The sequence below is a fragment of the Bradyrhizobium sp. SZCCT0148 genome, from assembly GCF_018129985.1.
In the GTDB taxonomy this organism is placed as follows: Bacteria; Pseudomonadota; Alphaproteobacteria; order Rhizobiales; family Xanthobacteraceae; genus Bradyrhizobium; species Bradyrhizobium japonicum_H.
This window is the reverse complement of sequence record NZ_JAFCKT010000003.1, coordinates 597,487-617,754: the sequence shown is the minus strand read 5'-3', so window position 1 is coordinate 617,754 and position 20,268 is coordinate 597,487. Positions and strand designations below refer to the sequence as shown.

The 20,268-nt window shown below is 65.0% G+C and carries 26 protein-coding genes; 16 read left to right on the top strand and 10 right to left on the bottom strand.

The window, feature by feature from the left end; all coding sequences use genetic code 11:
• Positions 1 to 49: 49 nt before the first annotated feature.
• The 4 genes from JQ580_RS14770 (at position 50) to uvrB (ending at position 4,645) form a co-directional block, all read left to right on the top strand.
• Complete coding sequence (locus JQ580_RS14770) at positions 50 to 967, top strand: LysR substrate-binding domain-containing protein (RefSeq protein ID WP_212280819.1); 918 nt, start codon at positions 50 to 52, stop codon at positions 965 to 967.
• 103 nt (positions 968 to 1,070) lie between these two features.
• Positions 1,071 to 1,295, top strand: coding sequence for a hypothetical protein (locus tag JQ580_RS14765; RefSeq protein ID WP_212280775.1), 225 nt, complete (start codon positions 1,071 to 1,073; stop codon positions 1,293 to 1,295).
• A 54-nt stretch (positions 1,296 to 1,349) separates the two neighbouring features.
• A complete protein-coding gene (locus JQ580_RS14760) occupies positions 1,350 to 1,580 on the top strand; it encodes a hypothetical protein (RefSeq protein WP_212280774.1) in 231 nt (76 codons plus the stop codon).
• Positions 1,581 to 1,672: 92 nt separating this feature from the next.
• Entirely contained in the window at positions 1,673 to 4,645 is a 2,973-nt protein-coding gene (gene uvrB / locus JQ580_RS14755; protein WP_212280773.1) for an excinuclease ABC subunit UvrB, read from the top strand.
• A 103-nt stretch (positions 4,646 to 4,748) separates the two neighbouring features.
• On the opposite strand, the gene JQ580_RS14750 is transcribed toward uvrB, so the two are convergent.
• The 3 genes from JQ580_RS14750 to JQ580_RS14740 all read right to left on the bottom strand — a co-directional run bounded on the left by JQ580_RS14750 (position 4,749) and on the right by JQ580_RS14740 (position 5,891).
• Complete coding sequence (locus JQ580_RS14750; protein WP_212280772.1) at positions 4,749 to 5,111, bottom strand: hypothetical protein; 363 nt, start codon at positions 5,109 to 5,111, stop codon at positions 4,749 to 4,751.
• A gap of 7 nt (positions 5,112 to 5,118) precedes the next feature.
• Positions 5,119 to 5,505, bottom strand: coding sequence for a hypothetical protein (locus JQ580_RS14745; RefSeq protein ID WP_212280771.1), 387 nt, complete (start codon positions 5,503 to 5,505; stop codon positions 5,119 to 5,121).
• 149 nt (positions 5,506 to 5,654) lie between these two features.
• A complete protein-coding gene (locus JQ580_RS14740) occupies positions 5,655 to 5,891 on the bottom strand; it encodes a hypothetical protein (RefSeq protein WP_212280770.1) in 237 nt (78 codons plus the stop codon).
• A 261-nt stretch (positions 5,892 to 6,152) separates the two neighbouring features.
• Between JQ580_RS14740 and JQ580_RS14735 the strand changes: the two genes are divergently transcribed.
• The 5 genes from JQ580_RS14735 to JQ580_RS14715 all read left to right on the top strand — a co-directional run bounded on the left by JQ580_RS14735 (position 6,153) and on the right by JQ580_RS14715 (position 9,591).
• Positions 6,153 to 6,599, top strand: coding sequence for a nuclear transport factor 2 family protein (locus JQ580_RS14735; RefSeq protein ID WP_212280769.1), 447 nt, complete (start codon positions 6,153 to 6,155; stop codon positions 6,597 to 6,599).
• A gap of 227 nt (positions 6,600 to 6,826) precedes the next feature.
• Entirely contained in the window at positions 6,827 to 7,267 is a 441-nt protein-coding gene (locus JQ580_RS14730) for a nuclear transport factor 2 family protein (RefSeq protein ID WP_212280768.1), read from the top strand.
• Positions 7,268 to 7,530: 263 nt separating this feature from the next.
• A complete protein-coding gene (locus JQ580_RS14725; RefSeq protein ID WP_212280767.1) occupies positions 7,531 to 8,445 on the top strand; it encodes a hypothetical protein in 915 nt (304 codons plus the stop codon).
• Positions 8,446 to 8,672: 227 nt separating this feature from the next.
• Positions 8,673 to 9,095 carry a hypothetical protein gene (locus JQ580_RS14720; protein WP_028140177.1) on the top strand — a complete coding sequence of 141 codons (423 nt, stop codon included), beginning with the start codon at positions 8,673 to 8,675 and terminating at the stop codon, positions 9,093 to 9,095.
• A gap of 358 nt (positions 9,096 to 9,453) precedes the next feature.
• On the top strand, positions 9,454 to 9,591 hold the full coding sequence (locus tag JQ580_RS14715) for a hypothetical protein (protein ID WP_212280766.1): 138 nt from the start codon (positions 9,454 to 9,456) through the stop codon (positions 9,589 to 9,591).
• Between the two features lie 40 nt (positions 9,592 to 9,631).
• On the opposite strand, the gene JQ580_RS14710 is transcribed toward JQ580_RS14715, so the two are convergent.
• The 3 genes from JQ580_RS14710 to JQ580_RS14700 form a co-directional block, all read right to left on the bottom strand.
• Positions 9,632 to 9,778 (bottom strand): hypothetical protein, encoded by a 147-nt coding sequence (locus tag JQ580_RS14710; RefSeq protein ID WP_212280765.1) that lies wholly within the window; start codon positions 9,776 to 9,778, stop codon positions 9,632 to 9,634.
• 197 nt (positions 9,779 to 9,975) lie between these two features.
• Positions 9,976 to 10,458 (bottom strand): MaoC family dehydratase, encoded by a 483-nt coding sequence (locus JQ580_RS14705; protein WP_212280764.1) that lies wholly within the window; start codon positions 10,456 to 10,458, stop codon positions 9,976 to 9,978.
• Positions 10,458 to 10,910: a MaoC family dehydratase gene (locus JQ580_RS14700; RefSeq protein WP_212280763.1), complete on the bottom strand. Its 453-nt coding sequence runs from the start codon at positions 10,908 to 10,910 to the stop codon at positions 10,458 to 10,460. Before JQ580_RS14700 ends, JQ580_RS14705 begins: the two co-directional genes overlap by 1 nt.
• Positions 10,911 to 11,077: 167 nt before the next feature.
• On the opposite strand from JQ580_RS14700, the gene JQ580_RS14695 reads away from it, so the two are divergent.
• Positions 11,078 to 11,374, top strand: a complete 297-nt coding sequence (locus tag JQ580_RS14695) for a DUF4282 domain-containing protein (protein WP_094895030.1) — start codon at positions 11,078 to 11,080, stop codon at positions 11,372 to 11,374.
• A gap of 150 nt (positions 11,375 to 11,524) precedes the next feature.
• Here the strand turns inward: JQ580_RS14695 and ychF are convergent, their stop codons facing one another.
• The 4 genes from ychF to JQ580_RS14675 form a co-directional block, all read right to left on the bottom strand.
• Complete coding sequence (gene ychF / locus JQ580_RS14690; RefSeq protein WP_212280762.1) at positions 11,525 to 12,622, bottom strand: redox-regulated ATPase YchF; 1,098 nt, start codon at positions 12,620 to 12,622, stop codon at positions 11,525 to 11,527.
• A 123-nt stretch (positions 12,623 to 12,745) separates the two neighbouring features.
• Positions 12,746 to 13,351, bottom strand: a complete 606-nt coding sequence (gene pth / locus JQ580_RS14685; protein ID WP_212280761.1) for an aminoacyl-tRNA hydrolase — start codon at positions 13,349 to 13,351, stop codon at positions 12,746 to 12,748.
• A gap of 58 nt (positions 13,352 to 13,409) precedes the next feature.
• Positions 13,410 to 14,123, bottom strand: coding sequence for a 50S ribosomal protein L25/general stress protein Ctc (locus JQ580_RS14680; protein WP_212280760.1), 714 nt, complete (start codon positions 14,121 to 14,123; stop codon positions 13,410 to 13,412).
• Positions 14,124 to 14,384: 261 nt separating this feature from the next.
• Positions 14,385 to 14,645: an accessory factor UbiK family protein gene (locus tag JQ580_RS14675; RefSeq protein ID WP_212280759.1), complete on the bottom strand. Its 261-nt coding sequence runs from the start codon at positions 14,643 to 14,645 to the stop codon at positions 14,385 to 14,387.
• A gap of 162 nt (positions 14,646 to 14,807) precedes the next feature.
• Between JQ580_RS14675 and JQ580_RS14670 the strand changes: the two genes are divergently transcribed.
• The 6 genes from JQ580_RS14670 (at position 14,808) to JQ580_RS14645 (ending at position 20,176) form a co-directional block, all read left to right on the top strand.
• Positions 14,808 to 15,545: a dienelactone hydrolase family protein gene (locus tag JQ580_RS14670; RefSeq protein WP_212280758.1), complete on the top strand. Its 738-nt coding sequence runs from the start codon at positions 14,808 to 14,810 to the stop codon at positions 15,543 to 15,545.
• Between the two features lie 8 nt (positions 15,546 to 15,553).
• Entirely contained in the window at positions 15,554 to 16,399 is an 846-nt protein-coding gene (gene lgt / locus JQ580_RS14665; RefSeq protein ID WP_212280757.1) for a prolipoprotein diacylglyceryl transferase, read from the top strand.
• A 20-nt stretch (positions 16,400 to 16,419) separates the two neighbouring features.
• Positions 16,420 to 17,535, top strand: coding sequence for a class I SAM-dependent methyltransferase (locus tag JQ580_RS14660; RefSeq protein ID WP_212280756.1), 1,116 nt, complete (start codon positions 16,420 to 16,422; stop codon positions 17,533 to 17,535).
• Complete coding sequence (gene pgeF, locus JQ580_RS14655) at positions 17,535 to 18,302, top strand: peptidoglycan editing factor PgeF (RefSeq protein ID WP_212280755.1); 768 nt, start codon at positions 17,535 to 17,537, stop codon at positions 18,300 to 18,302. Before JQ580_RS14660 ends, pgeF begins: the two co-directional genes overlap by 1 nt.
• A gap of 113 nt (positions 18,303 to 18,415) precedes the next feature.
• Positions 18,416 to 19,030, top strand: coding sequence for a hypothetical protein (locus JQ580_RS14650; RefSeq protein ID WP_212280754.1), 615 nt, complete (start codon positions 18,416 to 18,418; stop codon positions 19,028 to 19,030).
• Between the two features lie 192 nt (positions 19,031 to 19,222).
• A complete protein-coding gene (locus tag JQ580_RS14645) occupies positions 19,223 to 20,176 on the top strand; it encodes a ribose-phosphate pyrophosphokinase (RefSeq protein ID WP_212280753.1) in 954 nt (317 codons plus the stop codon).
• The last annotated feature ends 92 nt before the right edge of the window (positions 20,177 to 20,268 follow it).

The window sequence follows — 20,268 nt, the reverse complement described above, 5'->3', positions numbered from 1 at the left end:
TCTTGGCCTGGCCTCAGCTTTCCTGAGGGTCCTGGACAAGGTCTTGCATTTGCGGCGCCTGTTGTTTCTCAACGGCATCAAGGCATTCGAAGCGGCGGCGCGGACCGGCAGCTTTGCGGCGGCCGGGCTCGAGCTGAGCGTTTCGGCGGCCGCAGTCAGCCGCATGGTGCATCTGCTGGAAGAGCGGCTCGGCGTCGCGCTGTTCGAGCGCAAGGCCAACAAGCTGGTGCTGACGCAGGCCGGCCGTGCCTATCAGAGCGGGCTGACGCCGATCTTCGATGCGCTGGCCAGCCTCACCGCGCAGGTGACCGCCCCGGCAAGCGTGCGCGTGCTCACCATCGGCGTCGGCCACACCTTTGCGATGCGCTGGCTGATCCCCCGCCTGTCGGAGTTTCGCAGCGAGGAGCCGGACATCGAGGTGCGCTTCACCACCGGCGGCGCATCCGTGCCATTCGGCGAGGACTGGAGCTGCGGCATCAAGCTCGGCACCGGTGACTGGCCCGGGCTGGTCGCCGAGCCGCTGTTCGCCGGCGATCTCACCCCGGTCTGCGTGCCCCGCCTCGCGAGCGGCCTGAAGCGCCCGACCGATCTCAAGGGCCCGAGCCTGATCCGGGTCGAACATTCACCCGAGGACTGGCCGATCTGGCTGAAGGCCGCAAACCTCCCTCGCATCAATCCGCGCGGGCCCGAGTTCCAGTTCTACGGCCAGGCGCTGCAGGCCGCTGCCGACGGGCTCGGCATCGCCATGGGCATCCGCCCCTATATCGACGACGACCTTGCCGCCGGCCGGCTGGTCGCCCCGTTCGACCTCTCGGTGCCCAAGGGCATGCGCTGGTATCTGGTCTATCGCAGTTTCCAGACCGAGCAGCGCGACTTCGCCGCGTTCCGCCGCTGGATCATGCGCGCGGCCTCGGAACCCGCAGCCCGCCCCGTCAAGCGGACGGGCCGTGTCACCGGGCGAAACTGACGCGGAACGGCAAAAAAGCCCGCCCCCTGTGAACGGCTTCACATTCCGCCATCCGCAAATGTGGTCTCCTGACCCTCCGAAAAGAAAGTGGGACCGACAAGAAATGACGACGCTCTACGACGGTTTTGACATTGAATCCTTCGAGGCGGGCAAAGGCCTCTGGCACGCCCGCATCCGCCGCGCCGACCTCAGCCCCGTTGCCATCGACGGCGTGCTGTTTCCGGCCATGGAAGTCGGTTTCGCCTGGCCCGATCCGAGCGCCGCGATCGCCGACGCCAAGCACCACATCGACCGCTTCCGGCGCCGGGCCGACAGCGACGACGAATAAGCAGGCCGGACGGCAAGCAACCAGACAACACGGCGAATAGGGGGGAACCGGGTCATGTCAGTCATCGAAATCGAAGACACGTCGCGACCGAGGATCTACAGCCGCGATGTGTTGTCGAAATGCCCGGAATGCAGCGGCGATCTCGAGGTGCTCCGTGTGATCGGCGGCCGCGCCGGATGCGAGTATTGGGCGATGCGCTGCGAGGAGTGCGGCGGTATCCACCTCGACATCCTCGAGCCGTATCTGGCGAGCGGGGACGACAAGGGTCCGCTGCCGGCGGCGTGAGCCCTGCTCTGCTGCCAACCTGCTGTCAGCAGGCTGCATGGCGGCGGTCATTCGCCCTTTTCTGAGGAGCGGACTCGTCCCATATTCGCCCCATGGCGAAGAAACCTGCTCCCCCGAAATCCCCCAAATCCAAGGCCCCGAACTCGAAGGCACATCGGCCCGATGTGCAGCCGATTGGGCCGGCGCTGGCTGAACTTCTGAATCCCGCGATCAATCGCGGCGACGCCGGGCTTGGATCGGGCACCGGGCTGCAGCCGCCGCCGGACAATTCGCGCGACCGCCGCTCGGGCGGCGAGGCTGCGGCCCATCGCGCGCGGGCCTCGACGCCCAAAGACCTGCAAAAGCAGTTTCCGCATGATAATGCGCGGCCGATACCGCTGCGGTCCAACCCGCAGCCGCCGGGCTCCCGCGACACCGGGAGCGGTGGCTTCGACGAGACGCCGCAGGCCAATTACGGCACCGCGGCCACGATCCCGACGCTCGATCCGGAACTGGCGCGGCAGCTCGGCCTGCCCACCGAGGAGGACGATGCCGAAGCGCTGGCGCGTCCACCGCGCAGCAAGCTGGAGGCGCTCGGCGTCAAGGCGACCGCCGACGCGCTGGAGTCGCTCATCCGCGAGGGCCGGCCGGAGTTCCGCAAGAACGACGGCTCTACCAAGGTGTGGACCCCGCACCGGCCGCCGCGGCCGGAAAAGTCCGAAGGCGGCGTGCGCTTCGAAATCAAGTCGCCCTATGAGCCGCGCGGCGATCAGCCGACCGCGATCAAGGAGCTCGTCGAAGGCATCCAGCGCAACGACCGATCGCAGGTGCTGCTCGGTGTCACCGGCTCCGGCAAGACCTACACCATGGCCAAGGTGATCGAGGCGACGCAGCGCCCCGCCATCATCCTGGCGCCGAACAAGACGCTGGCCGCCCAGCTCTATGGCGAGTTCAAGAGCTTCTTCCCGGACAACGCGGTCGAATATTTCGTCTCGTATTACGACTACTACCAGCCGGAAGCCTACGTCCCGCGCACGGACACCTACATCGAAAAGGACTCCTCCATCAACGAGCAGATCGACCGCATGCGCCACTCGGCGACGCGCGCGCTGCTCGAACGCGACGACGTCATCATCGTCGCTTCGGTGTCGTGCATCTACGGTATCGGCTCGGTCGAGACCTACACCGCGATGACCTTCGCGTTGAAGAAGGGCGAGCGCATCGACCAGCGCCAGCTGATCGCCGACCTCGTCGCGCTGCAGTACAAGCGCACCCAGCACGATTTCACCCGCGGCACGTTTCGCGTGCGCGGCGACGTCATCGACATCTTCCCGGCGCACTATGAGGACCGGGCCTGGCGCGTGAACCTGTTCGGCGACACCATCGAGACCATCGAGGAGTTCGACCCGCTCACCGGCCACAAGCAGGACGAGCTCGAATTCATCAAGATGTACGCCAACTCGCATTATGTAACGCCGCGCCCGACGCTGGTGCAGGCGATCAAGTCGATCAAGGCCGAACTGAAGCAGCGGCTCGACCAGTTGCACAACCAGGGGCGCCTGCTCGAAGCGCAGCGGCTGGAGCAGCGCACCACATTCGACCTCGAGATGATGGAGGCGACGGGCAGCTGCGCCGGCATCGAGAACTATTCGCGCTATCTCACCGGGCGCCTGCCCGGCGAGCCGCCGCCGACGCTGTTCGAATACGTCCCCGACAACGCGCTGGTGTTCGCCGACGAGAGCCACGTCACTGTGCCTCAGATCGGCGGCATGTTCCGCGGCGACTTCCGCCGCAAGGCGACGCTGGCCGAATACGGTTTCCGCCTGCCCTCGTGCATGGACAACCGTCCGCTCCGCTTCGAGGAATGGGACATGATGCGGCCGCAGACGGTCGCGGTGTCGGCGACGCCCGGCGGCTGGGAACTGAACGAGAGCGGCGGCGTGTTCGTCGAGCAGGTCATTCGCCCGACCGGCCTGATCGATCCGCCCGTCGACATCCGCCCTGCCCGCACCCAGGTCGACGATCTCGTCGGCGAGGTGCGCGCCACCGCGCAGGCCGGCTACCGCTCGCTGATCACGGTGCTGACCAAGCGCATGGCCGAGGATCTCACCGAATATCTGCATGAGCAGGGCATCCGCGTCCGCTACATGCACAGCGACATCGACACCATCGAGCGCATCGAGATCATCCGGGACTTGCGCCTGGGCGCGTTCGACGCGCTGGTCGGCATCAACCTGTTGCGCGAAGGCCTCGACATCCCCGAATGCGCGCTGGTCGCGATCCTCGACGCCGACAAGGAAGGTTTTCTACGCAGCGAAACATCCTTGATCCAGACCATCGGCCGCGCCGCGCGCAACGTCGACGGCAAGGTGATCCTCTATGCCGACCAGATGACGGGCTCGATGGAGCGCGCCATCGCCGAAACCAACCGCCGCCGCGAAAAGCAGGTCGAGTACAACACCGCCAACGGCATCACGCCGGAGAGCGTGAAGAAGCAGATCGGCGACATCCTCAACTCCGTGTACGAGCGCGACCACGTGCTGATCGAGGTCGGCGGCCACGACATGACCGACGACGTCATCTCGATCGGCCACAATTTCGAAGCCGTGCTCGGCGATCTCGAAACCCGCATGCGCGAAGCCGCCGCCGACCTGAACTTCGAGGAAGCCGCCCGCCTGCGCGACGAGGTCAAGCGCCTGCGCGCCACCGAGCTCGCCGTGGTCGACGACCCCACCGCCAAGCAGCGCGTTGTGCAGGGCAAAGCCGGCGCCTATGCCGGCAGCAAGAAGTACGGCGATGCGGCCAACCTGCCCGTCAGCGCGATGAAGAAGAAAACGGTGAGCTCCGCCCTGAAAGCCAGCGGCGGCGGCAGCGGCTCGAAGGTGCACAAACCGCATCTCGACGAGATGCACGGGCCGGAGTCACTGCCCTATCGCGAGAAGCAGACGCTGCCGGCAAAACCTTTCGGCAGCACGAGCCGGATCATCCAGCCGACGGATTCAAGGCAGTCGGGGCCGGAGTTCGGCCCGGCGCCGAAATCGACGGGCGGAATGCCGGGGCGACGCGGCGGGTGGAAAAAGAGGTAGGTTGCGCGGTATCAACCGTGCCATTCGTGGCTATGGATTCTCAGATGCGCAATTGCGCATCATAGCTCTCCGCGTTGCGGCGCTCCGGAACGAGAGGTCGCCCTCACCCCACACTCACTGCCAGCAGCGACAGCAGAAGCACCGAGGCCACGAGCTGCACCGACGTTGCGGGCCTGACGCGCCAGCGGGCGATCTTCTCGGAGAAGGACAGGCTCGCGTCGAAGAAATTCTTCTCGTAGCCGTTCTTCAATTTCGGGAATCTTGTTCCAAGCCAGATGACGAGGCCGCTGTAGAGCAGCGTCGCCATGACAACGGTGAGCGCGCGATGGCCGCCGCGATCATCGCCAAGCAGCTTCGCTATCAGCGATGCTGCCGCGAAGATCGGGAAGCCCTGCAGAGTCGCGGTCAGCGCAAAGCCTTCGAGCCAGTTGAGCGGGCCAAATTTCGGCGCGGTGATCGAGGTCATGATGCCCTCACCCCACGCTCGCCGTCACCACGGCCATCACCGACAGCAGCAGCACGATGGTCACGAGTTGGAGAGAGGCGACCGGCTGCGTGCGCCACGCGGTGATCTTGTCGGACAGCGACAGGTGGGCCTCGAAGAATTTCGGCTCGTAGACGGTCTTGAAGAAGCCCGGGAAGCTCGGGCCGAAGGTCACGGCCAGCATCGCGTGGGCGAGCGAGGCGATGGCGACGAAGATGGCCACGCCGGGGTCGCCGGACAGGTCGTGGTTGCCAGCGAGCTTGAGCAGGAACGCGGCGGCGGCGAAGGTCGGGAAGCTCTGCAGTGTCGCGGTCAGCGCGAGGCCTTCGAGCGCGTTGTGCAGGCGGGACTTTCTGGCGGTGGCAATGGCGGCCATGGCACGTCTCGCTGATGACATGGGGATGACGATACGCGCGGAGGGCCGGGCGTGATGTGAGATGGGTCACGCGCCTTTTGGGCTCCGGAACGGGAGCGAAATGGATCCCGGGGGTCGCGCCAGATGGCGCGCCCCGGAAAGACAGAGAATTACAGCTTCCCCTGCCCGTTCACCTGGCTTTGCTGCTGGCGCTGCTTGTCCTGTTCCTTGGCGTGGTGGCGGCCGTAGAGGCAGCCGGCGGCGGCGCCCAGCACGCCGTGATGGCCGGCATAATGGCCGGCGACGCCGCCGACGATGGCGCCCTTGATGCAGCCCTTGGCGTTGGCGGCGGAATTTGCGCCGAGCATGAGCAGCGCGGCGGTGACGGCGAGAAGCGGCGATTTCATGGGTCGATGTCTCCGAATGCGGCGGTTGGACGCTCAACGAGCGGGGGAGGGTCCGGGTTCCCCATCCGGACGAGGCGCGCCCGCCGATAGGCCCGCGGTTGTGCATGGTACAGGGTTGCGCAACCCGCAAATTGCACCCCATGAACGCGGCATGGCGCCGCCGCGTCAAACTCGGCAAGCCACCTGTGTTTTTGCGGATTGATGGACCCGCGACGCCCAAGGTAGCGTTTACATTCCACGTTCAACGAGGGCGGGAGCGGCATGACGGTCGAAATGCTGAACAAGCAGCGCGTGCTGCATCTGCTCGACGCCTTTGCGCGGGGCGATCTCGAGGCGGCGCTGGCGTGCTGTACCGAGGACGTCGACTTCCTCACCCATGCGCCGATCGACGTGCTGCCGCACATGGTGCCGCGCCACGGCAAGCAACAGCTGCGCGAGCTCTGGCAGACGATCTGGTCGCGCTATTCCGAGGTCCGCTACAAGGCGCGGCACATCGTTGCCGAGGCCGACCAGGTCGCGACCTACATGCACACCTACTTCAAGAAACGAAGCAACGACCGCATAGTGCAGTTCGACATGGCCGTGTTCTACACTTTCCGCGGCGGACTGGTGGCGGAGATCCGCGAGATCATCGATTCCTACGATCTGGTGCAGCAGGTGCTGGAGCGCGAGATCGGGCCTTTGATCGAGGGGCGGCAGCCGGATTAAGCCTTCCCCCGCCCTGGAACCCGGGCGCAAGGCGACCCACACCTGGAAATACGGGGTCCTGTTGCAAATCTCACATATTGCCATCAATTGTGCATTGCAAAAATGTGAATTGCGTTTTGGCCGAAACCACCTATTTGTTTGCATACAAATGAGTTGAGCCCCACCGCCGGACTGCGCCTGGGGTCGTTTTCCGTTTTTATCGCAAGCCAGCGTCAGGACTGCCCAAAATGACAGAGCACAGCCTCTGGCGTTTCTCGCGCGCGTTGCACCGCGCGATCAACGACCGGCATTTCGAGGACATCGAGGCCCTGATCGACGAGGACGTCGAATGGGCGCTCTACGGCCCGATCGACATGTTTCCGTTCCTTGGCGCGCGCCAGGGCAAGGACGCCGTGCTCGAGGTCATCCGCCAGCTCGGCGACAATTTCCAGGTCCGCCGCTTCGACCGCGAGAGCATCATGCTCGGTGTCGATTCCGCCGCCTCGATGCTGCGCTACTCGCTGACGGCACTGGATTCCAGCAAGCCGATCAGCTTGCGGGTCGCGCAGTTCGCCCAGTTCAAGGCGGGAAAGCTCACCAGCATGCGCGTCCTGATCGACACCTTCGACCTGGTCGAGCAGGCACTCGGCCGCGCCATTCATCTGCCGAAGATGACCAGCGTCGGTTGAGGGGGACACCAACGGGCCCCGTTTTTCGGGACCGATGACGATGCCTGACGCGACGTCCTGGCCTCCAGCCCCGCCGGATGCCGTCGCATCGAGAGCTGTCGTCGGGCGCGCACCTCTCGCGCGGCCCGTTGGTTCGCGTCCGCATGCCACAATTTCGCAACGATAAATCCGCATTGATGCAAGCAGACCGAATGGCGCATGGTCATCACCAGGGACCGCCTTATATTGGCGGCCAACATGCGTTGGGGTTCGCGGGCAGGACGATGGAATTCTCGACAGGTTTTGGCTGGACCAGGCTGCCGGTGGCGGCCGCGTTCATCTTGGGCTCGGTGCTGACGGCTTCTGCGCAGATCATTCCGCCCTTCTCTCCACCCGCGGCCGTGGCCGACGACGACGAGAGCGAGACGGCGGAGGCGCCCGACGTCAACGACCCCGACGTGATGAAGGGCATCGACGTCGACAAGCTCGACTGGAGCCAGCTAGCGGTCGACGCCGGCACCGGCATCGACCCCATGGCCGCCAAGAAGCGCGCGCAGGCCGCCGCCAAGGATGGCCTCGACTGGTCGTCGAACGCCAATGCCAACGGCTCCTCGGCGGTCACGGTGAGGCAATCCGTTTTCTCGTTCTGGGATACGCGGATCGGCGCTGACATGACGGTGGCGAGCGAGCCGCGGACGATGTCCGAGCTGCTGGCGCAAAAGGCCAGCAATGGCGGCAACCTGCCGCAATCCTCCGGCAGCGCCTGGGCGACGGCAACCGGGCCCGGCGCGGGCGTGATCTGGGACAAGACCGCGGTGGAAGCCCGAGTCGATCCCGGCTCGGAACAGAGCAGGCTCGGAGCGTCGCTGATCAAATCGGTGCCGCTGTCCGGCGACACCTCGCTGACGCTGCAGAACGGCTACAGCGTCAACCAGCAGGGCACGAGTGCGGTCCCCGGCCTCGGCGGCCACGTCACCCGCAATTACGAGACCGACCAGTCCGCCAAGGTCACCCTCACCGACACCGGCACCAGCGTCACCGCCGGCCAAACGCTGTCGACCACCGACGACAAATGGCTGCGCAAGGTCGGCGCCGAGCAGAAGCTGTTCGACAACGTCACCGTCTCCGGCTCGGTCGGCGAGACCTCGCAAGGCGCGATCAACAAGAGCGTGACGGCGGGCTTCAAGAAGAGTTGGTGACGCCTGCGCCTCTCCCCAGAAGCGGAGCGCGAGCGAGTCGCGCACCGGCTGTATCGAGGCGTTCAGATTCTCGTAACCATACGCCACGGCAAAACCCCCGAATGGTCCGCCCTTGCCGCATCTCGGCCCATTTGCGGCCAAAATCGGAAGAGCAGATGAGCGTGCCTCACAGAATTCGTCGTGCGGGGGACACTCGCGCTGCGCTCAACGCGAACAGGGGAATAACGATGAACGCCATGCGTCCGGAAAAGACCGAAGCCGCCGAAACCGAGACGGTCGACACCAACCTCGCTGCAGTCACCGAAGTCGAAGCCGGCATCCGCGACTTCGTCCGCAACGATATCGCCTATCTGCGCCGTCCGGCGGCAACGACCACCGACGCGCCGCCGCTCGACCCGAGCGCGGAAGCCACCGTCACCAACGTCAACTCGCTGATCCAGCGCGTCGCCGGCACTTCGCTCGCCGAAATCGAGAATTTGATCTCCGAACTCGAGAGCCTGCGCGACCTGCTGCATGCCGAAGGCCAGCGCGTCCAGCGCGAGATCTCCGGCTACGCCCAGCTCAGCCAGGCCGCGATGAAGTCGACCCGCATGATCGCCGACAACGTCGCGCAGTGGAAGCGCGCCGCCGACGGCCTGCGCAACAGCTGATCGCAAGCACCACTCATCATCAGCCGCCGCGTTCCGAAAGGGGCGCGGCGGTTTTGATTTAAAGAGATGTGATAAGGGGACTGTCTCTCCAAGGGTGGTGTCATCATCCGCGCAAGCGGGTGATCCAGTACTCCGAGACAGTGAGGCAGGGACCGAGACGCCGCGGCTGACTGGATGCGCCGGTCAGGCCGCGGCATGACAGCGGAGAGTGAAGCGACGAAGAGTCGGGCATCGCGGCGATGGACACGCATTCACACCGTCAACGTGGCCCGCATGGTTCACTTTGAACCGTCCGCCGCTCTCCGACGACCAATGCCGAGCGCCCGTGCCGCTGCGGCCGGGCCTGGGGACATTTCACATGGAAAGCATTCGGCCCGACACCACGGACCCCATACCCTTGCGGCCCGCGCCGAATCAATTCGGCACGATCATGCTGCGCTTTGTCGGGTTGTTGACGGTTGCGATCGCCGTCCTGGCGTTCGTCTATAGCCGCTGAGGTACGGCCGGATTACCGGCCGCGAAAGATTAACGAATGCTTACCGGCTCACGTCGACAGCCGAGGCTTCCAGGGTGTAGGCGCCATCAGCATAGCCCTTCACCACCATGCCGGCGACCAGCATCACTGCCAGTGTCGCGGTAGCAAAGAGAAATCCGACAAGCTTGAGTGCGCCGCGATCTGCCATGGTCCTCGTCCCCTGTACTCTGCCCAATTCGTTTCAATTAGACAGCGACAGGTTCATAATTAGTTAGCAACTCGATGGTTCCGCCAACTGCTTCGCGGTAACCATCTTGCGCAGGCTTATGGCAGCCGGTCGGAATCGCGTCCATAGCGCGCGTGCAACACTCGCGCATCATTCGCCGCGTTCATCCTGGAACAGATCTAACCGCTTTTCGCACGCCTCGGCACGAAGGCGCTGGCGGTGATGGAATAGACATCCTCGCCGCGCTGGTTGGTGCCGGTGGTGCGGGCAGTCAGGATGCCCCAGCCGGGGCGCGAGGCGGAGGTGCGCTTGTCGATGACGACATTGACGTAAGCGACGGTGTCGCCGGCGAGCACCGGCCGGATCCAACGCAGGTCGCGAAAGCCCGGCGACGGCCCCCAGACCGCGACCTCCTCGCCGCGCGCTGCGGCCTCGCGCGCCAGGCGCTGGCCATCGGCGACAAGCAGGCTCATGCAGGCCGAGCCGACATGCCAGCCCGAAGCGGCAAGCCCGCCGAACAACGAGTTCTTGCCCTCCTCCTCGTCGAGATGGAAACGCTGCGGATCGAATTTCGCGGCGAATGTCTTGATGGATTCAGCGCTGAAATCGTAGGTGCCGATCTCGCGGCGGTGGCCGATCTCGATGTCTTCGAAGAACCGCATCAGACAGCCCCCTCGCGCCGCTTGATTAGGATTGGCGAGGTCATCTCACCCAGCGCCTCCCCCTTGGCGTTGCGCACGGTGCATTTGAACTTGACGATGCCGAGTTCGGGCCGGCTCTTCGAGGGGCGTGCCTCCAACACGTCGACGTCGAGCGTGAGATCGTCGCCGGGCCGGAGCGGCGACAGCCAGCGCACCTCGTCGACGCCGGGCGAGCCGAGCGAGGCGGCCCGGGTGATGAACCCGTCGGCCATCATCCGCATCATCAGCGAACACAGGTGCCAGCCCGAGCCGGAGAGTCCGCGCAGCATGCTCTTGGCTGCGGCCTCCTCGTCGAGATGCATCGGCTGCGGATCGAACTCGGCGGCAAAGGCCAGGATCTCGTCGCGGGTGACATGGCGCGGGCCGAATGTTCCGAACCGGCCGGGCGGGAAATCTTCGAAGGTCAGGGTCATCTTGGGAAAGCTGAGAGGGAATGACAGATTGTGGCCGCACTTTGCGGCAATCTCAACCCGCCGGCCCGCATGGCTCGTGCTACATAAGGGGTGGCGGCGTTGGTCCTGAGTCGGATCAACCGAGGGCCAAGATCCATTTACCAAGGCCCGATGCCCTGGGGAGAGCAATGTTTTCATTCAGCGATCTGTTTCAGTGGGACCGCTTCATCACGCCGACGATCATCAAGACCTTCTATTGGCTGGTGATCGCGCTGATCTGCCTGTTCGGCCTCTCCGGCATCTTCTCAGGGCTCGCTGCGATGGCGATCAGCCCGTTCGGCGGTTTTTTGGTGCTGCTGTCGTCGATCGCGAGCGTCGTCGTCGGAATCGTGTTCTCGCGAATCCTCGCCGAGCTGATCCTGATCGTCTTCCGCATCAACGAGCATCTCGGCGCGATCCGCGACCAGGGCGGCGGGCTGCGGTAAGGACCTCCTGTCCCGGACGCGGCGCGGCATGAAATAACGCGAAACAGAGCCAGGACCCATCGCATCCGCAATCAATGCTGCTGGGCCCCGGCTCTGCAGCGCACCGCTAAAGAAGCGCTGCGCTCCGTCCGGGACACGCAGCCAGCGTCTTTACGTATTGAACCGGAAATGCATCACGTCGCCGTCGGCGACGACATATTCCTTGCCTTCGAGGCGAAGCTTGCCGGCATCGCGGGCGCCGGCTTCGCCGCCGAGTGCCACGTAATCCTCATACGCAATCGTCTCGGCGCGGATGAAGCCCTTTTCGAAGTCGGTGTGGATCACACCGGCCGCGGCGGGAGCCTTGGTGCCGCGATGGATGGTCCAGGCGCGCGCCTCCTTCGGGCCTACGGTGAAATAGGTGATGAGGTCGAGAAGCTGGTAGCCGGCGCGGATCAGTCGGTCGAGACCGGCCTCTTCGAGACCCAGCGTCTCCAGGAAATCGGCGCGCTCCTCGCGCGAAATGGTGGCGATCTCGGATTCGATCTTGGCCGAAATGACGACGGCAACGGCGCCTTCCTTGGCGGCCTGCTCCTGCACCGCCTTGGAGAAGGCATTGCCGGTCGCGGCCGAGCCTTCCTCGACATTGCAGACATAGAGCACAGGCTTGGACGACAACAGGCCGAGCATGCCGAAGGCGCGCTCCTCCTCCGCCTTGCGCTCGACGAGGCGCGCGGGCTTGCCCTCGCGCAGCAGCACCAGCGTGCGGTTGACGAGGTCGAGTTGCTCCTTGGCGTCCTTGTCGTTGCCCTTGGCCTTCTTGGCCAGGTTGTCGACGCGCTTCTCAAGGCTGTCGAGGTCGGCGAGCATCAGCTCGGTCTCGATGGTCTCAATGTCGGCGAGCGGGGCGATCTTGCCCTCGACATGGGTGATGTCGGAATCCTCAAAGCAGCGCACGACATGCGCGATGGCGTCGACCTCGCGGATGTTGGCGAGGAACTGGTTGCCGAGGCCTTCCCCCTTGGAGGCGCCGCGGACGAGGCCGGCGATGTCGACGAAGGTCAGCCGGGTCGGGATGATCTGGCCGGACTTGGCGATCGCTGCGAGCTTGTCGAGCCGCGGATCCGGCACGGCGACTTCGCCGACATTCGGCTCGATGGTGCAGAACGGATAGTTCGCAGCCTGCGCCGCGGCCGTCTCGGTCAGCGCATTGAACAAGGTCGACTTGCCGACATTGGGCAATCCGACGATCCCGCATTTGAATCCCATGGTGATCCTGGCCTCCGCGCTTCGCGCGCAAATGTCTTCCGCATTCGTCATGCGCGGGTTTGACCCGCGCATCCATCGTCTTCGAAGGATGGATCGCCGGATCAGGTCCGGCGATGACAGGTGTTATTCCTTGCCGTTGTCGTCCTTGGTCAAGAATCCCTTCGCCTGCATCGCAAGATGCACCCTGTTGGCGAAGGTCGCGTCCGTGCCCTTGGCGACCAGTGCGGCGTGCTCGGCGACAGCGTCGCAGAGCGTCGCCACCCAGTCGTTGTCGGCCTTGGCGAAGTCCGACAGCACGTGGCCGTGCACCAGTTCCTTGACGCCGGGATGACCGATGCCGAGCCTGACGCGGCGATAGTCGTTGCCGATATGGGCGGAGATCGAGCGCAACCCGTTATGGCCGGCGATACCGCCGCCGATTTTCACCCGCACCTTGCCCGGCGGCAGCTCGAGTTCGTCGTGAAACACAGTGACGTCGCCCATGGCGATTTTGAAAAAGCTTGCGGCTTCCTGAACGCTGCGGCCGGAATCGTTCATGTAGGTCGTGGGCTTGAGCAGGATCACGCGCTCAGGTCCGAGCGTGCCTTCCGCGGTTTCGCCCTGAAAGCGACGGCGCCATGGTGCGAAACCATGACGCCGCGCAATCTCGTCGACGGCCATGAAGCCGATATTGTGCCGGTTACGTGCGTATTTCGCGCCGGGATTGCCGAGCCCAACAAACAGTCGCATCACGCGGCGCGCCCCTCGCTCGGCGCGCGATCAGAGACCGCGCGCCAGCTTTGAGAGATTACTTCTTCTTGTCGCCGCCGGCGGGAGCCTTGGCAGCGGCCGCCGGAGCAGCAGCACCAGCAGCCGGAGCAGCACCAGCCGCCGGAGCAGCCGCAGCAGCGCCAGGAGCTGCCGCCGCAGCAGCGGCCTTCTGCTCTTCGGCGTAGCCGGACGGCGGCACGATGGTGACGAGGGTCGCGTCCTCGCGGGTCAGCGCCTTCACGCCGGCCGGCAGCTTGACGTCCGACAGATGCAGGGAGTGACCGATTTCGAGCGAGCCGACATCGGCCTCGATGTACTGCGGGATGCTCTCGACGCCGCATTCGATCTCGATCGCATGAGCGACGATGTTGACGGCGCCGCCGCGCTTCACGCCGGGCGAACCTTCCGCCTTCACGACATGCAGGGGAACGCTGATGCGGATGGTGGCGCCTTCGCCGAGCCGCATGAAATCGACATGGATCGGGAAGTCCTTGACCGGATCAAGGTGATAGTCGCGCGGAATCACGCGGTGCTTCTTGCCGTCGAGGTCGATGTCGACCAGCGTGGTCAGGAACCGGCCGGCGAGGATGCGCTGGCGCAATTCACGATCGTCAACGGAGATCGGGAGCGGGGGTTGCTTGTTGCCGTAGATCACTCCGGGCACTTTCCCGGCGCGACGCTCAGCCCGGGCGGCCCCCTTGCCGCTCTTCGGACGTGCGGTCGCCTTCAATTCCTTGACGGTCGTCGCCATGTCGTTAAGTCCTTGTTTTTGCAAAAGTTAATGGGCCGCAGCGCGGCCCATGGCATCGTTCGCAGCAAGCCTCCAGGGGTGCGGGGGCCACGAACTGCCGGGCTTTTACCCGGAAGATGCGGACATGACAAGGAAATGCGAGGATTTTTTGCCGCCGGTGGGGCCCGGAACCCGTCATGGCCGGTCTTGTCCCGGCCATCCGCCTCTTGCGGGACTGGAGGTGAGAACGGGATGCCCGGGACAAACCCGGGCATGACGACCTCAGCTAGCCGCTCCGCCGAGCTTGTCCTCCAGCGCCGCGATGCGCGCCTTCAGCGCCTCGTTTTCTTCGCGCGCCAGACGGGCCATGTCCTTGACCACCTCGAACTCCTCACGCTTGACCAGATCCATGTCGCGCAGGAATTTTTCGGCCTGGGTGCGCATCACCGTGTCGAACTCGCGCTTGACGCCCTGGGCGGCGCCGGCGGCATCGTTCATCAGGCGGCCGATCTCGTCGAAAAACCGGTTGTTGGTCTGGGTCATCTCGGTCTCCTGGCGGCCTCAACTTTGCGCGAACTCTCGAAAAGACAATGGCAATCCGAGCGGTACGGTTCAAGGCCCGATCGGCGGTATCCTTGTCATGAACCGGTTTCCTTGCAATCGTATTCGACGTCCCTGCATAAGAAGAATCACAAGGTGCATGAGATGATCGACCAGCAGATCGCAATTCCCACCAGGGACGGCCATACCGCAACCTTCATCTCCCACCCCGAACGCGGCGGGCCGTTTCCGGTCATCCTGTTCTACATGGATGCGCCCGCGATCCGCGAGGAGCTGCGCGAAATGGCGCGCCGGCTCGCGACCTCAGGGTATTACGTGATGCTGCCGAACCTCTATTACCGCTCCGGCGTGATGGAGCTCGGTGCGCTGCCGGCCGATCCGAACGCGCCGGAACGCAAGCGCATGTTCCAGCTGATGGGCTCGCTCACCATTCCCATGATCATGGACGACACCAGAGCGCTGCTCAGCTATGCCGAAGGCCAGACAGCCGCGAACACCAAGCTGGTCGGCACCGTCGGCTACTGCATGAGCGGCCGCTACGCGGTCAACGCCGCCACGCATTTTCCTGATCGCGTCAAGGCGGCCGCCTCGGTCTATGGCGTGCAACTGGCAACGGATCAGGACGACAGCCCGCATTTGGCCGCGGCCAAGACCACAGCCGAACTCTATTTCGCGTGCGCCGAGACCGACGTCTATGCGCCGCCGGAGATCGTCGAGAAGGTCAGAGAGGGCATGAAGGGCGCGAAAGCCGAGGTCGAGATCTATCCCGGCACCCATCACGGCTTCGCCTTTCCCAAGCGCCCGGTCTACGACCGCGACGCGGCCGAGCGGCATTGGGAGCGTCTCCTGGCGCTCTACCGCCGTAACCTCGTCCAGGTATAGAAGGCGCGATGCCCTTTCTGCTCATCGACTTCCCCGCATTCAAGCCGATCGCGCTCGAGATCGGCCCGTTCGCGATCCGCTGGTATGCGCTGGCCTATATCTGCGGCATCGTGTTCGGCTGGCTCTATGCGCGCTCGCTACTGAAGAAAGAGCGCCTGTGGGGCGGCCCCGCGCCGATGTCGCTGCTGCAGATCGACGATTTCATCCTCTGGGTCACGCTCGGCATCATTCTCGGCGGCCGCACCGGCTACGTGCTGTTCTACAATCTGCCTTTCTTCATCGAACATCCCGCCGCGATGTTCAAATTGTGGGAGGGCGGCATGTCCTTCCATGGCGGCTTCCTCGGTTGCGTCGTCGCCGTGATGTGGTTCGCCTATCGCAACAATATCTCGATCCTGTCGCTCGGTGACATCACCACCGCAGTCGCCCCGGTCGGGTTGTTGCTCGGGCGCATCGCCAATTTCATCAACGGCGAATTGTGGGGCCGCGCCACCGATGCAAGCCTGCCCTGGGCGATGATCTTCCCCCACGATCCCACGCAGCTGCCGCGCCATCCGAGCCAGCTCTACGAGGCCGGCATGGAAGGCATCCTGCTGTTCACCGTGCTCGCGGTGATGATCCGGCTCGGCGCGCTGAGGCGGCCGGGCATGATCCTGGGCGCCTTCATCCTGATCTATGGCCTGTCCCGGATCGCCGGCGAGCACTTCCGCGAACCGGACGCGCAGCTCGGTTTCCTCTGGGGCGGATTAACCATGGGCATGCTGCTGTCGATCCCGATGCTTATCGTCGGCCTCATACTTATTGTATTGGCAGTCAGGCGCGGCGCGCCGAAGCCCGCACGGGCGATTGGTTAATTCATTTCGAGAAGATCACCGTGACCGAACAGCCGCTACTCAACGAGATCAAGGCGCTGATCAAAGCCTCAGGCCCCATGCCGGTCTGGCGGTACATGGAACTGTGCCTGATGCATCCGCGCCATGGCTATTACGTCTCGCGCGATCCGCTCGGACGCGAGGGCGACTTCACCACCGCGCCCGAAGTCAGCCAGATGTTCGGCGAATTGCTCGGACTATGGACCGCCTCGGTGTGGAAGCAGATGGGCTCGCCGCAATTCCTGCGGCTGATCGAGCTCGGCCCCGGCCGCGGCACCATGATGGCGGACGCGTTGCGCGCGCTTCGCGTGCTGCCGCCGCTCTACCAGGCGCTTCATGTCCACATGGTCGAGATCAATCCCGTGCTGCGCGAGCGGCAGGGTGCGACGCTGTCGGGCGCGCGCAACATCGCCTGGCACGACAGCATCGACGATGTGCCTGAGGGACCAAGCATCATCCTCGCCAACGAATATTTCGACGTGCTGCCGATCCACCAGATGATCCGCCACGAGAACGGCTGGCATGAGCGCGTGATCGAGCTCGACGGCAACGGAAAACTTCAATTCGGTGCGGCCCCCGAGCCGACGCCACGCTTCGACGTGCTGCTGCCGCCTCTGGTCCGCGCCGCGCCCGTCGGCGCCGTGTTCGAATGGCGGCCCGACGGCGAGATCATGAAGCTCGCCACGCGCGTGCGCGACCAGGACGGCGCCGCGCTGATCATCGACTATGGCCATTTGCGCAGCGATGCCGGCGACACGTTCCAGGCGATTGCACGCCATACCTTCACCGATCCCTTGAAGGCGCCGGGCCAGGCCGACGTCACCGCCCATGTCGACTTCCAGGCGCTGGCGCGCGCGGCCGAAGATGTCGGCGCGCGCGTGCACGGGCCGGTGACGCAAGGCGACTTTCTCAAGCGCATCGGCATCGACACCCGCGCCGCCGCCTTGATGCAAAAGGCAACGCCGGAGGTCGCCACCGACATTTCGGTCGCGCTGAAGCGCCTGACGGACACCGGCCGCAGCGGCATGGGCTCGATGTTCAAGGTGCTCGGAATCTCCGAGCCGCGGCTGACCGCCATTGCCGGCCTCAGCGATCTCGAACAGGCCGGAGGCAATTGATGACCCTCACCTCGTCGCTGCTGGCAGCTGCACCCGGCCTGCGCCATGCTTTCTTCACCCGCGAAGGCGGCGTCTCCAGCGGCATCTATTCCGCGCTGAACGGCGGGCTCGGCTCCAACGACGATCAGACCCTCGTCGCAGAGAACCGCCGCCGCATGGCCGAACATGTCGGTGTGGCCCCGGACCGGTTCCTCAGCCTGCACCAGATCCATTCGCCCGACGTGCTGATCGCCGAGACGCCGTGGCCGAACGGGCCGCGGCCGAAGGGCGATGCGCTGGTGACAAACACGCCCGGCCTCGCGCTCGGCGTCTCGACCGCCGATTGCGGGCCGGTGCTGTTCGTCGACCCCCATGCGCGCGTGATCGGCGGCGCGCATGCCGGCTGGAAGGGCGCGCTGACGGGCGTGCTGGAATCCACGATATCGGCGATGGAAAAACTCGGCGCCACCCGCAACGGGATCATAGCCGCGATCGGCCCGCTGATCCGACAGGACAGCTACGAGGTCGGCAACGAGTTCGTCGCGCGCTTCATCGAGGCCGATGCCGACAACGCAGTCTTCTTCATCCCGTCGGTGCGCGAGGGACACGCGATGTTCGACCTCGCCGGCTTCATTCGCAACCGGCTCGAGGCCGCCGGTATTTCGATGATCGACGACCTCGGCCTCGACACCTACGCCGACGAGCGCTTCTTCAGCTATCGCCGCTCGGTGCATCGCAAGGAGCCGGACTACGGCCGTCACGTTCACGCGATCGCGCTCGAACCGTGAACACAGCGGCAACCCCGTGTCATTCCGGGGCGATGCCCTGATGCGATGACTGTGGCCTGTGTCGCCCGCGCCCTAGACCTTAATCGATTTTAACGATATCGCTGCCCTCCATAATGAGGGACGCGTCATTCATCATGGGCCGTGCGGGTTCGCGCGTGCTGGCGGTCTTGCTGCTGACGGCAGCGACCGCGCTCGGCGGCTGCGCCGGCGGCGGTGGGGCTGCCAACTCCTATGCAATGGCGCCGAGCGCCGGCTCCGGGGCGACGGTCGCCTTCGAATCGATCGACGGGCCGCCGCCGCAGGTGTTCGACCGCATGGTCGGCGTGCTCGACAGCGAATCCAAGCTGCGCAGCCTGTCTGTCGTCTCCCGCGAAGGGACCGCCGCCTATCGCGTGCGCAGTTATCTCTCCGCCCAGGTGGTGCGCGGCAAGACGGTGATCGCCTGGGTCTGGGACGTCTACGACGCCAACCAGCAGCGGGCGCTGCGCCTCTCCGGCGAGGAGCCGACCGCCGTCAAGGGCGGCCGCGATCCCTGGAACGCGGCCGACGACCTCGTGCTGCGGAAGATCGCCCAGGCCGGATTCAGCGGACTTTCCAACATGATCAACGGAACCCCGGATGCACCGAGCACGGCGCCGGGCCTGCGGGGACCAGCGGTCGCGAGCGTCGCTCCGATCGCGCCCGAACCCGAGATGCCGGCCGCGGCACTCGGCTATGCCGAACGATAACCCCCGCTAAACCACGGCCTCAAGTTGCGGCCAAGCCGTTGGCCCGACTCATGATTTTCGAAGGGAAAACGTAGCCTCCCGGGTTGCCATCGCAGCCCCCGGCCTGATATTTGCTCGCCCGTCGTAACCGTGCTTCCAGTGGGATCTGAGATGTTGAACGTCGTATCCAGCAAAGCGCGGGAGGAAGCATCCATGTCGGGCAAGAACGGCTCCATCAAGCTCGTCGCCGGCAACTCCAACCCGGCCCTCGCGCAGGCAATCGCGCAGGGCCTGGACCTGCCGCTGACCAAGGCGGTGGTGCGGCGTTTCGCCGACATGGAAATCTTCGTCGAGATCCAGGAGAACGTCCGCGGCTCGGACGCCTTCATCATCCAGTCGACCTCGTTCCCGGCAAACGACCATCTGATGGAATTGCTGATCATCACCGACGCGCTGCGCCGCTCCTCGGCGCGCCGCATCACGGCGGTGCTGCCCTATTTCGGCTATGCCCGGCAGGACCGCAAATCGGGCTCGCGGACACCGATCTCGGCCAAGCTGGTCGCCAATCTGATCACGCAGGCCGGTGTCGACCGCGTCATGACGCTCGACCTGCACGCCGGCCAGATCCAGGGCTTCTTCGACATCCCGACCGACAACCTCTACGCCGCGCCATTGATGGTGCGCGACATCAAGGAGAGGTTCGACCTCTCCAAGACGATGGTGATCTCGCCCGACGTCGGCGGCGTGGCCCGCGCGCGCGGCCTCGCCAAGCGCATCAACACCCCGCTCGCGATCGTCGACAAGCGCCGCGAGAGGGCGGGCGAATCCGAGGTCATGAACGTGATCGGCGACGTCGCCGGCTACACCTGCATTCTGATCGACGACATCGTGGACTCCGGCGGCACGCTGGTGAACGCGGCCGACGCGCTGATCGCCAAGGGTGCCAAGGACGTTTATGCCTACATCACCCACGGCGTGCTTTCCGGCGGCGCGGCCGCCCGTATCGCCGGCTCCAGGCTGAAGGAGCTCGTGATCACCGACTCGATTTTGCCGACCGACGCGGTGACCAAGGCGCCGAACATCCGCACGCTGCCGATCGCCAGCCTGATCTCCGACGCGATCGCGCGCACGGCGGCAGAAGAGTCGGTGTCGAGCCTGTTCGACTAGTATTCCGGTCCCGGGTTCGCAGGGTGGGCTAAGGTGCGTTGCGCCGTGCCCACCTTTTCTTTTGAGATCAGGATGGTGGGCACGCCTGCGCT

What these genes read in the sequence shown, in the direction of transcription:
- JQ580_RS14750 (WP_212280772.1), bottom strand. Translation starts at nt 5,111, where the DNA reads ATGACCTCGATCACCGCGCCGAAATTTGGCCCGCTCAACTGGCTCGAA.
- JQ580_RS14705 (WP_212280764.1), bottom strand. Translation starts at nt 10,458, where the DNA reads ATGCGGTTCTTCGAAGACATCGAGATCGGCCACCGCCGCGAGATCGGC.
- JQ580_RS14710 (WP_212280765.1), bottom strand. Translation starts at nt 9,778, where the DNA reads ATGGCAGATCGCGGCGCACTCAAGCTTGTCGGATTTCTCTTTGCTACC.
- uvrB (WP_212280773.1), top strand. Translation starts at nt 1,673, where the DNA reads ATGGCGAAGAAACCTGCTCCCCCGAAATCCCCCAAATCCAAGGCCCCG.
- JQ580_RS14645 (WP_212280753.1), top strand. Translation starts at nt 19,223, where the DNA reads ATGTCGGGCAAGAACGGCTCCATCAAGCTCGTCGCCGGCAACTCCAAC.
- JQ580_RS14730 (WP_212280768.1), top strand. Translation starts at nt 6,827, where the DNA reads ATGACAGAGCACAGCCTCTGGCGTTTCTCGCGCGCGTTGCACCGCGCG.
- JQ580_RS14740 (WP_212280770.1), bottom strand. Translation starts at nt 5,891, where the DNA reads ATGAAATCGCCGCTTCTCGCCGTCACCGCCGCGCTGCTCATGCTCGGC.
- JQ580_RS14680 (WP_212280760.1), bottom strand. Translation starts at nt 14,123, where the DNA reads ATGGCGACGACCGTCAAGGAATTGAAGGCGACCGCACGTCCGAAGAGC.
- JQ580_RS14675 (WP_212280759.1), bottom strand. Translation starts at nt 14,645, where the DNA reads ATGACCCAGACCAACAACCGGTTTTTCGACGAGATCGGCCGCCTGATG.
- JQ580_RS14695 (WP_094895030.1), top strand. Translation starts at nt 11,078, where the DNA reads ATGTTTTCATTCAGCGATCTGTTTCAGTGGGACCGCTTCATCACGCCG.
- JQ580_RS14720 (WP_028140177.1), top strand. Translation starts at nt 8,673, where the DNA reads ATGAACGCCATGCGTCCGGAAAAGACCGAAGCCGCCGAAACCGAGACG.
- JQ580_RS14760 (WP_212280774.1), top strand. Translation starts at nt 1,350, where the DNA reads ATGTCAGTCATCGAAATCGAAGACACGTCGCGACCGAGGATCTACAGC.
- JQ580_RS14650 (WP_212280754.1), top strand. Translation starts at nt 18,416, where the DNA reads ATGAGGGACGCGTCATTCATCATGGGCCGTGCGGGTTCGCGCGTGCTG.
- JQ580_RS14765 (WP_212280775.1), top strand. Translation starts at nt 1,071, where the DNA reads ATGACGACGCTCTACGACGGTTTTGACATTGAATCCTTCGAGGCGGGC.
- JQ580_RS14725 (WP_212280767.1), top strand. Translation starts at nt 7,531, where the DNA reads ATGGAATTCTCGACAGGTTTTGGCTGGACCAGGCTGCCGGTGGCGGCC.
- JQ580_RS14735 (WP_212280769.1), top strand. Translation starts at nt 6,153, where the DNA reads ATGACGGTCGAAATGCTGAACAAGCAGCGCGTGCTGCATCTGCTCGAC.
- ychF (WP_212280762.1), bottom strand. Translation starts at nt 12,622, where the DNA reads ATGGGATTCAAATGCGGGATCGTCGGATTGCCCAATGTCGGCAAGTCG.
- pth (WP_212280761.1), bottom strand. Translation starts at nt 13,351, where the DNA reads ATGCGACTGTTTGTTGGGCTCGGCAATCCCGGCGCGAAATACGCACGT.
- lgt (WP_212280757.1), top strand. Translation starts at nt 15,554, where the DNA reads ATGCCCTTTCTGCTCATCGACTTCCCCGCATTCAAGCCGATCGCGCTC.
- JQ580_RS14745 (WP_212280771.1), bottom strand. Translation starts at nt 5,505, where the DNA reads ATGGCCGCCATTGCCACCGCCAGAAAGTCCCGCCTGCACAACGCGCTC.
- JQ580_RS14715 (WP_212280766.1), top strand. Translation starts at nt 9,454, where the DNA reads ATGGAAAGCATTCGGCCCGACACCACGGACCCCATACCCTTGCGGCCC.
- JQ580_RS14700 (WP_212280763.1), bottom strand. Translation starts at nt 10,910, where the DNA reads ATGACCCTGACCTTCGAAGATTTCCCGCCCGGCCGGTTCGGAACATTC.
- pgeF (WP_212280755.1), top strand. Translation starts at nt 17,535, where the DNA reads ATGACCCTCACCTCGTCGCTGCTGGCAGCTGCACCCGGCCTGCGCCAT.
- JQ580_RS14670 (WP_212280758.1), top strand. Translation starts at nt 14,808, where the DNA reads ATGATCGACCAGCAGATCGCAATTCCCACCAGGGACGGCCATACCGCA.